This window comes from Paraburkholderia solisilvae (assembly GCF_902859875.1).
GTDB classification, from domain to species: domain Bacteria; phylum Pseudomonadota; class Gammaproteobacteria; order Burkholderiales; family Burkholderiaceae; genus Paraburkholderia; species Paraburkholderia solisilvae.
This window is the reverse complement of the sequence record NZ_CADIKF010000007.1, coordinates 1-12,879: the sequence shown is the minus strand read 5'-3', so window position 1 is coordinate 12,879 and position 12,879 is coordinate 1. Positions and strand designations below refer to the sequence as shown.

The window sequence follows — 12,879 nt, the reverse complement described above, 5'->3', positions numbered from 1 at the left end:
AGGACGGCAGCAGGCAGGCGGTAACGGGATGCGCCCACAGGGCGCATCCCCGACGGAAACAACAAAAAAACAACCGTGTCCCGGGATTCACGAAAGCGACACGAACACCAGCAAGTCTCAAGATGCACGCGCGGCGGGCGCGTTCAGGAGAAAAAGCAATGAAGAACGGCAAGCGTTTGAAAGTCGGTGTGACGATCTACCTGCGCGACGGTGCGCAGTCGATCTGGGAAAACGGCATCTTCCAGAACTGCTTTTTTATGGTGATGCTGCTCAAGCGTTCACCGGTAGTCGATGAAGTATTTCTGGTAAAGGGCGGCGACGGCCGAATCGAAGCGGCGGGCGATTTTCTCGCGCTCGCGCCCGCGCCGGTGATCGACATGGAAACCGCGCAGCAGAAGCTCGACGTCGTTATCGAACTGAGTGCACAGCTCGATGCGAATTGGGCACGCGCATTCCGTGAGCGGGGCGGACATGTGATCGGCATGCGCGTCGCCAACGACTATGTGATCGACATCGAACGGATGATGTTCAACCTGCCGCACGGCACGCTGATATCCGAAACGCCGTATAGCGCGGCGTGGACGTTGCCCGCTTTCGAAGCGACCTGCGCGGACTACTACGCAGCGACGATGCGTGCGCCGGTGCGTGCGATGCCGCATCTGTGGAGTCCGGTGCTGCTCGAGCGCGCCATTAGCGCGGGCGGGGCGGAAGGGCGTTTCGAGTATCAGCCGGGCCGGCGGCGCTGGCGGCTGGCGATTCTGGAACCGAACATCTGCATGGTGAAGACCTCCCATATTCCGATGCTCGCCGCGGATGTCGCGCACCGCCAGGACCCGGACATGATCGAAGTGCTGCGGGTCTTCAACACGTTTCACATGAAAGAGGACGGCGTGTTCTTCGGCTTTGCGCGCAGCCTCGATCTCGTGCGTCATGGCATTGCTTCCTTCGAACCGCGTCTGCCGGTCTATCAGATCATGGGACAGCAGGCCGACGCGATCATCGCGCATCACTGGGAAAACGGACAGAACTACGTGTACTACGAAGCCCTCTACGGCGGTTTTCCGCTGATTCACAACTCATCTTTTATCGGCTACTGCGGCTACCGCTATGCGGACTTCGACTGTGGCGACGGCGCGCTCGCGCTACGCCGCGCGTTCACCGAACACGATGCGCAGCTCGCCAGCTACCGGGACACCGCACGCGATTTCCTCGCGACGCTGGATCCGGAGTCGCCGGCGAACGTCGAATGCTATACCGCGGAAATCGAAGCACTGTATCGCTAAAAAACCATATCGACCATCTAAAAAGGGGAAACGGGGAAATGTTGAAACTGCAAGCCATCGTAGGGGCCGCCGCCGTGATGCTCGCGGCCTGCACGACCACCACGCCGCCTGTGTCGCACGCGCGGCCGGTCGAGCCGCAGCCGGCTGCGCGCGTTCCGGCTGCGGGCGACGCGCCAATGCAGGCGGAGCACTTCACGTTACGCGGCGACGCGAGCTTCGACACGGACAGCGCGACGCTGACGGCATCGGCCGCCCGCGAACTAGACCGCCTGATTGAAGGTACGCGCCGCACCACGATCGACGCGATCTTGATTTCCGGCTACACGGATGCATCCGGTTCAGAAGCGCATAACCAGGAACTGTCGGAACGGCGCGCGCTGTCGGTTGCGCAATACCTGGCCGCGTATGGCCTCAAGGCGCGCCGCTCCGTACAGGTGCACGGGTACGGCGACGCGAACCCGATGGCGCCGAATACGACCGCGGAAGGGCGAGCGCACAACCGCCGTGTCGAGATCGTACTCGAAACACAGAAGGTGAAGTCGCAGTAACACGCTTCTCTGGCCGTGCTACCCCGCATCGATGTGTCTCCGTCAGCATCGGAAGTAGCGCGGCTTTTACAGGGCGATGGCCGTCAGGCCGTCGCCCTCTTTTCCCGGTAGCGGCAATGGGAAATATGCGGATGACGGAACAAGACGGACGGCAGGCATCGTAGCGGCAACGCGGCGCCTGCACGAAAAATAAATTCGAAATAAGCGGTAGTTTCGCAATCAGAGAAAGGAGCGGTACATCATGCGGATTGGAATTTCAGTGCTGACGCACGAAGGCCAGAGCATCTGGGAAAACGGACTCGGCCAGAACGTGCTGTTTCTCGCGCAGTTGCTGCGGGCATTGCCTGCGGTGACCGACGTGATTCTGCTCAATTGCGGCGACCAGGCTGCGCTGCCGCCGGAGGCGGAGCAGGCGGAGCTCGGGTTGCCGCTCGTGCCGCTGCGCGCGGCGACGGATCGCATCGATGTTGCGATCGAGATGGGCGGCGGACTCGATATCGAGTGGGTCGACTACATTCGAGCGCTCGGCAAGAAAGTGGTGTTCATGTGCTGCGGGCAGTCGTATGTCGGGCTGGTCGAGCCGACGGTCTTCAAGAAACGCGGCTTCTTTTCGCGTGCGCAGCGCTGCGACGAAGTCTGGATCTTGCCGAAAGATCGTACTTTGGCGCCGATGCTGGAGGCGCTGCATCGCTGCCCGGTGTTCGAAGTGCCGTATCTGTGGGATCCGCTTTTTCTCGAGCGTCGCGCGCAGGTGGTCAAGGATGCCGGCCTTGCGTTCGGCTATCAGCCGGCGGCGGACGGCACGGATGCGCCGCGCGCGCTGCGCGTCGCGATCTTCGAGCCGAACATCTCGGTGGTCAAGTGCTTCGCGATTCCCGCGCTCGTGTGCGATACCGCATTCCGCATGGAGCCCGCGACCATTGCCCGCATGCACGTGCTCAACACGGTGCAGATGAACGAACAACTCACATTCTCGTTCCTGATGCGCTCTCTCGATCTGCACAAGAACGACAAGGTGCATCTCGACAAGCGCCACGACTTTGCCGGTTATATGAGTCAGTTCGCAGATGTGGTCGTTAGCCATCAGTGGCAGAACGATCAGAACTTCCTTTACCTCGACGCGCTATACGGCGGCTATCCGCTCGTGCATAACTCGCCGTGGCTAAAGGACGCCGGCTACTACTACGAGGGATCGGATATCCAGGCCGGTGCGCGACAACTGCTGCGCATCGCGCACGAACACGACGCGGATCATGATGGCTACGTGCGCCGCTCGCGCGAGCTGATTGCGACGTTAAGCCCGCTGCACGCGGCTAACCGCGAGCGCTATACGCAGCGTGTGCTCAATCTGAATGCCCGGCCCGCTAGTGCGGCACGCGCGGACTGAACAGGGAGAACGGAACCATGACACAGCAACGCGCACTGCGGATCGGCATGACGATCGGCATTCGCAGCGAAGGCGAGGGCATGTGGGTGAACGGCATCAAGCAGAATGCGCTGTACCTCGCGAAGCTGTTCCAGCACTCGCCGCTCGGGCATTCGGTGGTGCTTGTGAACACAACCGCGGTCGTGCTGTCCGGCGCGCTGCCGTGGGACACCGCACGCTTCCCGGTGCGGTCGTTCGACGAAATGAAGGACGCACTCGATGTGCTGATCGAGCTTGGCGGCCAGATCAGCGAAGAGCAGACGCGTTACCTGAAAGCACGCGGCACGAGACTCGTCAGCTACTGCTGCGGGCCCGAATACGTGCAGATGATCGAGGCGATGATCTTCAACCGGCGCCTCGCCGACACGGTGTTCATCAACCAGCAATACGACGCGATCTGGGCGATTCCACAGGTGATGGAAACCAGCGCGCCTTTTTTCGGCACGTTGCGCCGCGTGCCGGTGCGCGAAGTGCCGTTCGTCTGGGACCCGATGTGCCTGAACATGCGCACGCGCGATCTGCCGTTCGAAGGCGAGTATCGGCCGCAGGGGGGCGAAACACCGTCGTCGAAGCGGTTGACGGTGATGGAGCCGAATATCGACGTGCTGAAATTCTGCCTGTATCCGCTGCTGATCGCGGAGCAGGCGTTTCGGAGCGTCGGCGACGCGATCGCGCATCTGCACGTGACCAATGCCGAGCATCTGGCGCGCCATAGCCCCGAATTTATCGGCATCGCACGGTATCTCGATCTCGTCAGGCAGGGCAAAGCCAGCTTCGTCGGCCGCTACGATACGCCGCAGTTTCTTTCCGAGCACACGGACATCGTGATCTCGCATCAGTGGGGCCTTGCGCTCAACTACTTCTATTTTGACGTGTGCTGGAATGGGTATGCGTTGGTGCACAACGCGCAACTGTGTCGCGAGATCGGCTACTACTACGCAGGGAACGACGTCGAAGAGGGTGCGCGGCAAGTGGTTCATGCGGTGCAGCATCACGATGACGATTGGGTAGCGTACCGTTCGAAACAGCGCAAGGCGATTGTGCCGTACCTCGCGACGAATCCTGAACTGATCGCGAGCTACGATGCGCTGCTTGCAGGTCTGTTCGATATGCGACCCGGCGGGTAGCATCTGTCTGTGCGGGCCACGCCGGTCACTCGACTTGACGCCGTGCACGGTCGCAGTCAATCGCTCCGGCGCGTGATCGTGAGCCGAAGGGCAGTGCCTGTTGACCGCGTCTGAAAGGTCGTATATTCATTAGGTTTCGGACGTGCCGCTGGAGGACATATGCACACAATCGGCTATGTCGTTTTCCCCAACTTCCATCTGATGGGTTTCGCCGCGGTCACCGCGTTCGAACTCGCGAATCTCGTGCTCGGCGAGCGGGCGTATGAAGTGACGGCGCTTTCCGAAACGGGCGGAATGATATCGGCCGCAGCGGGAATCCGGTTCGAGACACAACCGTTCGGCGACGCTGTTTTCGATACCGTCATATTCGCTTCGGGCGTCGAAACCGACCTCGCTTCTCCCGCATTGGGCGCTTTTGTCAAACATGCACTCAAAACGTCACGGCGCGTCGCGGCTCCCTGCACGGGGGCTTTTGTTCTGGCCGAAGCAGGCGTACTCGACGGCCGGCGTGCGACGACTCACTGGCGATTTACGAGCGATCTGCAGGAGCGCTTTCCAAAGGTATCTGTCGAAGAGGATTCGATTTTTATCGTGGATGGCTCGATCTGGACCTCGGCGGGCATGGCAGCCACCATCGATATGGCGCTTGCGATGATCGAGAAGGATCACGGCAAACAGGTGTCGCGTACGGTGGCGCGCAAGCTCGTTGTCTACCATCGGCGCTCGGGCGGCCAGTCGCAATTCTCCACGCTGCTTGAACTGGAGCCGAAATCCGACAGGATTCAGAAGGCTCTTGTCTATGCGAATGCGAATTTGCGCAGCGCGCTCACCGTCGAGGAACTTGCTGGCGTCGCGAATCTCAGCCCGCGCCAGTTCAGTCGAGCATTCACTGCGGAAACCGGTCAGTCGCCCGCAAAGGCCATCGAGCAATTGCGCGTGGAAGCGGCCAGGTTGATGCTCGAGCAGGGGCGCCATTCTTTAGACGTGATCGCCGACGTAGTGGGTTTTGCCGACCGGGATCGTATGAGACGCGCGTTCCTTCGTACGTTGGGTCAGCCGCCGCAGGCCGTCCGGCGCTCGGGCAGGGAAAGCCGTGCGCCGTCGGAAATTTGAAGTGCTTGGGATGTCGCAGTGTATGTCCCGAGACAGCGGCCAAAGTCGACGACGCTCGGGCTTACCACCAGCAACCGATCGATACGCTGGCGTGCCACGCAAGTCGACATGATGGGGGCATTCACGTTGAACTATATCGATGAAGCGTGGGCTGAGGCATAAGCGCGCGGCATATCATTCCAACTACATTACGAAAGATTTGCTGGACCATGCAAGGAACGAAAAGTGGTATTGAACAAGCATGGCGGTTACCGTTCGAAAATGCCCCCCGGATAGGGAGCTGCATTGCTATCCAGCGTAATTTATCGTCTTACCACGGAAGACTGCAGTATCAATAAATGACAGCCGCGTACGGTGCGTATGGGGGATTTCTTGCCCATCGTGGCGATGACCCGTTCAGGTTATCGGCGGTAAATAATCAAACTCTCTAGTGCGGTGAGCACACAACGCGATGATTAACAAAAATATCTATCAGCTTGTAGATGGTCGTCATGGTCGCTTTCTGGTCAATCCGCGCGATCAGTACATTGGCAAAAGTTTGATCGCCTACGGGGAGTGGGGCGAAGCAGAAGTTCGTCTGTTTACCCAGGTGCTGCGTCCCGGCGACATTGCCGTCGAGGTCGGAGCGAATATTGGTAGCCATACGGTACCCCTTTCAAAGGCAGTCGGTGCGTCAGGAGTTGTCCACGTTTTTGAACCTCAGCGGCTGGTTTATCAACTTCTGTGTGCGAATGCAGCTCTCAACGATTGTCATAATATCCACACGCATCTGGCCGCCGTGGGCTGCGAATCCGGGCAGGTAGATATCTGCACGATCCCTCCACACCACGAATACAATTACGGAGCGATCAGACTAGGCGCAGACTACGGCGGTGATACTGTCATGGAGCATGTGCCCCTGCTGACTCTTGACAGTCTGAATCTTCCACGAGTGGATTTTCTCAAGATCGACGCCGAAGGTTATGACTTGCGTGTGCTACAGGGCGCAGAAGCTACGATTTCCCGTTGCCGTCCGTTCATCTTTGTTGAGGCAGATGAGCAGAGCACTACGGACATTACCAACCTTCTGACCAGCAATGGGTACGATTGCTGGTGGTATTTCACCACGTTGTTCGAAAAACAAAATTATCGCTCCAATCCCGAGAATATCTGGTCATATCTCGGCTATACGTTAGCTAGCGCCGACATGCTTGCTGTTCCGAAAGAACAGCAATGGCAAGTGCAGGGTTTGGTCCATGCGCACGACAAAATCGATTGGGGTCATATGCCGCTGTCCGCGGACAATTTTCGCACTGGTTTCGATATTCGACGAACTGGACCGGATCATCGGGGTTGATCCCACATTGCTATAACCCGTCACACTGCTCACGACGCATGTGAATCGCGCAAAAGCGTTAGGCATTCTAATGGCTTACGTCAAGCAAAGCGGTTTGAGTCGTTCCTGAGAGAAGCGATCATGGTCAGGGGTTCTCGTTCCACGAACAAAGATGGACCGAAGTCGCGACGACGGCAACCTCTGTTCAACTGTTCCGGGCGGCGTCCGGCGTCGTCTTGTCGATCGGCTAGCACGGGTACGGTCACGGTTATTTGCCGCTGCGCAAATAGCTCAGCACAAGTATCAGCAAAGCTGCGCACATGAAGCCTGAAGTAACCCAATGCAGGTCATCGAGATTGAAGCCACTGTGAATTATCCCGGCGCCGACTGACGTGCCCGCGGCAACGCCAATATAGAGGAAGGAATTGTTCAGAGCCAGTACAACCTGCGCGTGGCGCGCCTCGACAATCAACAGCAGGCGGGCCTGCTGCGGGGGAAGAAAGAGCCAGCCGCTCCCTGAGAGAAACAGTACAGAGAGCGTAACGCTCCAAAACGACACTTCCGGGTAACCGAACAGCGCGGCATTGATCGATGTTGCCGCGAACGTGATGACGAGCACGGCAATGGGCCTAAAGCGAGCGCCCAGGTGGCCACCCGTAAAACTTCCAATCACTGCGCCGACACCTGACGCGAGGAAGATCACTGCGATCTGGCTGGCAGGAAAACCGTGTGCGCCGAGTATTGCGCCAAGGTAGGTGTAGAAGCAGAAGTAGCCTGCGGAGAAGATGCAGACAGGCATCAGCGCAAGCAGGGTTGATCCATGCACCAACGGCTCAAAGCGCGCAACGAGTCCGGGAGACGTCGAGTAGGACGCGTCACCGGGCGACATTCGACTCGCGCCGATCACGACCGCAGCCGATACCGATAGTGCAACCACTAGCCAGAACGCGCCATGCCACCCGAAATGCTGCCCCAGCAGCGTGCCGATCGGCACCCCCAGTGCGGTCGCAAAAGTCAGTCCCAATAGGACAGCCGCAAGAGCCTTGCTCTTTTTTTCAGGCGCAGCGAGCGCAGCTGCAAGGGTAAAGGCGGTCGGCGTGTACAGAGCGCCGGCAATTCCGGCCACCACGCGTGCGGCGATCAGAATGGCGAAGCTCATCGTGACCGCACATACGATGTTCGCTGCGGAGAAGAGGACGAGTGCAGCGATGATGACGTACGTCCGGTTTGCGCGTCCGACAAGCGCCGCTAACACCGGCGCAGCAATCGCGTAGGTCAGCGAGTACCACGTGACGATCTGCCCCGCGGTATTTACCGCAATATGCAGATCGCGTGCAACACCGGGCAGGATACCGGAAATGACATACGCGTCGGTGCCGATTGCGAAGGTGCCCAATGCCAGAATCCAGACTCGCGGATCGAATGTACGTGAGTCGTAAGGTCGCTTACCAGCAAGCGTTTGTTCAGAACGTGAATTCATGGTCTCTGTGCCTGCTGGAAGTCCGAAGTGCTCTTCATGGAACACGCACGGCATGACACTTATTCCCGCTCCCCGCGTTGTTGCCGCAGACGCACCTCGTCAAGGATCCGATACGAGGGGCCGCCGCTTAGCGATTACTCATCCTCGAGTGCGCGCGCATTCTGCTGGGCGGCATTGAACTGATGCACGTGATCAGGAAGGGGAAAATGCACGATAGTCGCCAGACGCTTGCCGAACAGTTTTGTGCACCCGGCAAATAAGCATGACTTATCGTATCGCCCTTGCTCGACCAATCATCCTTATTGCGACCGAACCTCATAGCGTGCCGCTGCAGCCGCAACGAGCTGCACAAACGCAAGGCACGCGCACAAGATTTCATGGCCAGGGAGGGGGCGTCGCGCGCCCACATGGCGGCGTTGCCAGTTCCAATCGCCGTCGCTCGTACGCTTACCGGGCAAGCGGACAATGCGTCTGCTCGATTTCTGCAGGCGCAACGTTCTCGCCGCCGCGTACGATTATTTCCTACGATCACGAAAGATAGGTCAGATCGCCGTGCTCGTCCTGCCGCGCGAGCGCGCCGGTGTGAAACCAGCCATTGGCGTCGCGCGCGGCGTCGATGACGCCTGGCGAAATCCAGTAGCCCTGAAATAGCGTATCCACGTTCAGGCACAGTTCACCCGGCATGGCGATAGTGACGTCGTCGCCGTTGCCGTCGACGAGCCGTGCGGTGCCCGGCCGTGCACGCACAGTACGGTTGGTGTGCCCTGGCACGACGAACGACGGCGCCTCTGTCATGCCGAAGCGGCATAGCGGCGGTATGCCGAAGGTCTGCTCAAAACGCTGATGAAGCTCGACAGAGCAAGCGTCGTCGGTCACCACGCATGTGCGCAACGAATCGGTTATACGACGGCGGATCAGTTGCGTACGGATCATTTCTGCAGCGCCGAATGAGGTCACCGTAATGTCCGTGCAACGGTGCTGCTCGATCGCGTCGAGAAACGCGGCGCCGTCGAAATCGGTGCACGACGGCAATACCATGCACGCGCCCGTCGAAACGGACGCGCACAACTGCACGATGCCAGGCATATTAAACAGAGGCGTAGGCAGTAGTAACCGCGTGCTGGGACCAAAGCCGGAATCTTGCATATAGCGGACCGCGTGCAAGAGAGAGCGTTGCGCATGCGCAACCAGCTTCGGTTCGCCGTTGCTGCCCGACGTGCAAAGCAAAAGCGCGGTCGCATCAGGATCCTGCCTGGGAAATTGCCGTACTTCACGTGCGGACGCGATGAACGCCTGCCACGTGTCGTTGGCATGAGCGAGGCAGTCGGAACGCTGCGAGGCCAGCTTGTCGACGACGTAAAAGCGGCGTTCGCTCGGCAGCAGGTGGGCTGCGATCTCATCAATGGATTTTCGCTGTGCAAGATGGCCAAAATACGCAGCAGGTTGAAGCCGACGTATCAGTCCGATGAGTTCATGCGGCTTGTAATGAACGTTCAGTGGTACGGCAATGGCGCCGAGCATCATCACGGCATAGCAGGCGATCGCGGATTCGTTGCAATTGCCGAGGTGCAGGATGACACGGTCTCCCGGCCTGACGCCGATATCGAACAGACTCGTCGAAAGTTTTCGCACCTGGTCCGCGTATCGTCTATAGGTAATTGTTATATCGCCCTCGATAACGACGGGCGCGTTGGGATGTGCGTCCGCCTGCGTCAGCAACGAAGCGACGAGGTCGGGCAGTGCAGTAGTTGTGGGTTGGCTGATGGATGGAGAGTTTGCGTTCATTTCACGTGCCCTTGTCTTGAATCCTGTTGGAGTTCGGTGGGGACTTCCTGCACATGAACGCTTGGCGCCTTACCTCTATTCGATGTGTGAAGAATATTGTCAACGGACGACGAGATGTTCATCACGCGGCAAGGTGAACCGCACCCGCCGTGGCGAGCCGTTGACGAGCATCACGCCACACTCGACATGCCGCTGCAAAAGCGGCGCGACAAGGCCGCGGCCAAACGCTTCTTCGAGCGCGCGCTGCGCTCGAACCCGGTGCCGCGCAAGATCGTGAATCAAGGACGTGAACATTTTGATCATGGAAAAGTCCTGTTTCAGGATATCTGGCTCGGGTTCTTTCGAGCTAACATATGCAATCGCAATGACGTGCGCGGCGTTTTACACCGTAGACGAAGTCTTCTCAGTATCATCGGGACATTCAGCGGATCGTCATATCGATCAGCGGGTTTCAAATATTTTCGTTGCGCCCGCACTATCCTGTCGGATACCGAAGTGATGCATATGAAGAGTCAGAAGAAGGACGATGTCATTGCGCGCACGGCTACCGAATGATGCTATGGCAAGTCGCCGCGCCACTCACTTTCCGCCCAAGGCTGTGAATCAGTCGAGTTCCTAAGACTGCAGTTTTAAGTAAATTCGGCTTACTACATAATAATTGGATATTTCTCGACTAGTGTGTTGTCAAGGTTGACCCGAGAAATGGGGAAGGGGCTGAAAAGTAGTCCACCTTCAAGAGACGGCTCCGCGATTTTATAGAGCATCAACTTCGACCTCAAGATAAGCGCACATAGAGGAATAGAACCATGAAACTGACAGGAAATACCGTTTTCATCACGGGCGGGGGATCGGGCATCGGACGCGGTATTGCGGAGGCTTTTCACGATCTCGGCAACAAGGTCATCATTTCAGGCCGTCGGAAAAGCCTTCTGGACGAGGTGACTGCCGCCAACCCGGGAATGGGTTACCTGGAACTCGATATCGAGAACGCATCCAGCATAACGTCGGTTTCACAGACGCTTACCGAGCGGTATCCAGACCTGAATGTCGTCTTCAACAATGCCGGCATCATGCAGTTTGATGACGCGGCGGGTGCCATCGATGAAAACTTGCTGACTTCAACTATCGCCACGAATTTACTCGGTCCGATTCGGCTCACCTCGGCCCTGATCGAACACCTCAAGAGGCAGAAAGAAGCAGCGATTCTGTACAACACCTCGTGGTTGGCCTTCATCCCGTTCGCTGCTTCTGCAGTGTATTGCTCGACAAAAGCTGCACTGCACTCCTATGCGCTGTCCCAGCGCTACAAGCTGCGCGAGACCTCCGTGCGAGTAATCGAGATTGTGCCGCCCTGGACCCAGACCGACTTGTTGAACAGCACGAAAGAACCTCGTGCGACTCTGCTACCTGAGTGCCTCGATGAAATCATGCGCCTCCTGGGCACCGATGCAGACGAAGTTGTGCTCGAACGGGCAAAGCAACTGCGCAACAATGCAGGCCCGAACGAACATGCCCATGTCATGGAGTTCAACAACTGGCTGCTTGGAGCGGCGTAGTTCTGCGCCTCTGCGGCGAATCGCTCGGCGGCACGCCACGGCCACGGCCTGAGCACGCCGTCGGCCACGTCCTGAATCACCTTGTATCTGTCCAGCTCGCGCATCGTCATCGTTATCCGTTCTGTCGCGGCCATCAAAGCTCCCGGCGCCGGACAACCGGCAGCCGGACAGCTTACGTGTCACGAAAAGCGGACATTTGAGCGTGGCTAAAAGCGGACATTACAACTTAGCCACTACATCCAGTGTCGAGGCCATTCTGAAGTGTCGGGGTGGCAGCAAAGTAGAGATGTCGGGGTTTGAGCCTTGTTATCTCTTTGACTGGGGTCTGAGTACAGGGTCCTGGAGGCTGACCACGGTCCGGCCAATCGCGGTGTTCAGATCATCAACGCTGATTTCCCGCTGCTTTTTTGTACCGGTGCGGCGTTCCTTCAATCGCGGCGCCTGCCCCTGATTGGTCCGTGACGGTGAGCCCGAGGCACGACGGTTATCCCGATCGGCCTGGACCAGTTGCGCGACCTGCAGCACGTGCCCCAGCCGCTTGTGATCGACCACTGCGCCCTGATCAATCTCGGAGAGCCGGTCGTATGGCATGAAGGGAAGGGCGATGCCATCCGCACGGATTTCGATGCGACCGTCCGGATATTCGTACACGTCGATGTAACGTCCCACCAGCCTGCGGTTTGCTTGCGTATCGTCCAGCAGGTAGATCACCCGGTCATACTGCAGCGTCAGCGAACGCGTGACCCGGCGCGGTTCACGCCACGTCAGGATGGTATCGAGATCCTCGTCCGCACGCAGTGGCCGGTGTGCGTTAAACGCGCTCCTTGGCGCCTTGCCAAAGCGCGCGTTGTAGTCCGCAATGAAGCGGGGCGCATAGGCATTGGCCGCTTCCCGCGTGCTGATGCCACGCAGCCTCAGTTCCTTCACCAGCCGGTCCTGCAGCGTCAGGTTCGCGCGCTCGACGCGCCCCTTGGCCTGACTTGAATTCGCACATAACCCATCGATGTTCAGCTCGAACATCGCCCGGCCAAAGTGGGTCACGCCTTTGCCACCGGTCGTCGCCGTCTGCGTCGAGCGAAACACGCTTGCCTTGTCGCTATAGAACGCCACCGGCTTGCCGTGCTGTTCCAGATACGTCCGGGTCACTTCGAAGTAGCTGAAGGTCGATTCGGTCGCCGTGAAATGCAGCGCCATCAGCCGGCTCGTCGCATCGTCGACATACACCAGCAGCGTGCACGCCGGCGCC

General features: G+C 58.7%; 10 protein-coding genes and 2 pseudogenes. 9 read left to right on the top strand and 3 right to left on the bottom strand.

What is annotated here, in order from left to right; all coding sequences use genetic code 11:
- Positions 1 to 158: 158 nt before the first annotated feature.
- From HV675_RS06370 to HV675_RS06345, 6 genes are all read left to right on the top strand, one after another.
- Complete coding sequence (locus HV675_RS06370; RefSeq protein ID WP_175110024.1) at positions 159 to 1,283, top strand: DUF2827 domain-containing protein; 1,125 nt, start codon at positions 159 to 161, stop codon at positions 1,281 to 1,283.
- Between the two features lie 38 nt (positions 1,284 to 1,321).
- Positions 1,322 to 1,831, top strand: coding sequence for an OmpA family protein (locus HV675_RS06365; RefSeq protein ID WP_175110022.1), 510 nt, complete (start codon positions 1,322 to 1,324; stop codon positions 1,829 to 1,831).
- 241 nt (positions 1,832 to 2,072) lie between these two features.
- Positions 2,073 to 3,218 (top strand): DUF2827 domain-containing protein, encoded by a 1,146-nt coding sequence (locus HV675_RS06360; RefSeq protein WP_175110020.1) that lies wholly within the window; start codon positions 2,073 to 2,075, stop codon positions 3,216 to 3,218.
- A gap of 17 nt (positions 3,219 to 3,235) precedes the next feature.
- Positions 3,236 to 4,384, top strand: a complete 1,149-nt coding sequence (locus tag HV675_RS06355; RefSeq protein ID WP_175110018.1) for a DUF2827 domain-containing protein — start codon at positions 3,236 to 3,238, stop codon at positions 4,382 to 4,384.
- Positions 4,385 to 4,543: 159 nt separating this feature from the next.
- On the top strand, positions 4,544 to 5,497 hold the full coding sequence (locus HV675_RS06350) for a GlxA family transcriptional regulator (RefSeq protein ID WP_175110016.1): 954 nt from the start codon (positions 4,544 to 4,546) through the stop codon (positions 5,495 to 5,497).
- Positions 5,498 to 5,948: 451 nt separating this feature from the next.
- Positions 5,949 to 6,833 carry an FkbM family methyltransferase gene (locus HV675_RS06345; RefSeq protein ID WP_175110014.1) on the top strand — a complete coding sequence of 295 codons (885 nt, stop codon included), beginning with the start codon at positions 5,949 to 5,951 and terminating at the stop codon, positions 6,831 to 6,833.
- Positions 6,834 to 7,080: 247 nt separating this feature from the next.
- Here HV675_RS06345 and HV675_RS06340 read toward each other — a convergent pair whose 3' ends face one another.
- Entirely contained in the window at positions 7,081 to 8,292 is a 1,212-nt protein-coding gene (locus tag HV675_RS06340; protein ID WP_175110012.1) for an MFS transporter, read from the bottom strand.
- 140 nt (positions 8,293 to 8,432) lie between these two features.
- Between HV675_RS06340 and HV675_RS06335 the strand changes: the two are divergent.
- Positions 8,433 to 8,552: pseudogene (locus tag HV675_RS06335) on the top strand (IS6 family transposase); the annotation flags it as partial.
- 268 nt (positions 8,553 to 8,820) lie between these two features.
- On the opposite strand, the gene HV675_RS06330 reads toward HV675_RS06335, so the two are convergent.
- Positions 8,821 to 10,077: a class I adenylate-forming enzyme family protein gene (locus HV675_RS06330; RefSeq protein ID WP_175110010.1), complete on the bottom strand. Its 1,257-nt coding sequence runs from the start codon at positions 10,075 to 10,077 to the stop codon at positions 8,821 to 8,823.
- A 108-nt stretch (positions 10,078 to 10,185) separates the two neighbouring features.
- Between HV675_RS06330 and HV675_RS06325 the strand changes: the two are divergent.
- Both HV675_RS06325 and HV675_RS06320 read left to right on the top strand, forming a co-directional pair.
- Positions 10,186 to 10,632: pseudogene (locus HV675_RS06325) on the top strand (DDE-type integrase/transposase/recombinase); the annotation flags it as partial.
- A gap of 251 nt (positions 10,633 to 10,883) precedes the next feature.
- The gene (locus HV675_RS06320) at positions 10,884 to 11,633 is read left to right on the top strand and encodes an SDR family oxidoreductase (protein ID WP_175110006.1); all 750 of its coding nucleotides are present in this window, start codon (positions 10,884 to 10,886) and stop codon (positions 11,631 to 11,633) included.
- Positions 11,634 to 11,939: 306 nt separating this feature from the next.
- Here the strand turns inward: HV675_RS06320 and HV675_RS06315 are convergent.
- A partial coding sequence (locus HV675_RS06315) for an ISNCY family transposase (protein WP_175110004.1) occupies positions 11,940 to 12,879 on the bottom strand: 940 nt, incomplete at its 5' end.

What these genes read in the sequence shown, in the direction of transcription:
- HV675_RS06370 (WP_175110024.1), top strand. Translation starts at nt 159, where the DNA reads ATGAAGAACGGCAAGCGTTTGAAAGTCGGTGTGACGATCTACCTGCGC.
- HV675_RS06365 (WP_175110022.1), top strand. Translation starts at nt 1,322, where the DNA reads ATGTTGAAACTGCAAGCCATCGTAGGGGCCGCCGCCGTGATGCTCGCG.
- HV675_RS06360 (WP_175110020.1), top strand. Translation starts at nt 2,073, where the DNA reads ATGCGGATTGGAATTTCAGTGCTGACGCACGAAGGCCAGAGCATCTGG.
- HV675_RS06355 (WP_175110018.1), top strand. Translation starts at nt 3,236, where the DNA reads ATGACACAGCAACGCGCACTGCGGATCGGCATGACGATCGGCATTCGC.
- HV675_RS06350 (WP_175110016.1), top strand. Translation starts at nt 4,544, where the DNA reads ATGCACACAATCGGCTATGTCGTTTTCCCCAACTTCCATCTGATGGGT.
- HV675_RS06345 (WP_175110014.1), top strand. Translation starts at nt 5,949, where the DNA reads ATGATTAACAAAAATATCTATCAGCTTGTAGATGGTCGTCATGGTCGC.
- HV675_RS06340 (WP_175110012.1), bottom strand. Translation starts at nt 8,292, where the DNA reads ATGAATTCACGTTCTGAACAAACGCTTGCTGGTAAGCGACCTTACGAC.
- HV675_RS06330 (WP_175110010.1), bottom strand. Translation starts at nt 10,077, where the DNA reads ATGAACGCAAACTCTCCATCCATCAGCCAACCCACAACTACTGCACTG.
- HV675_RS06320 (WP_175110006.1), top strand. Translation starts at nt 10,884, where the DNA reads ATGAAACTGACAGGAAATACCGTTTTCATCACGGGCGGGGGATCGGGC.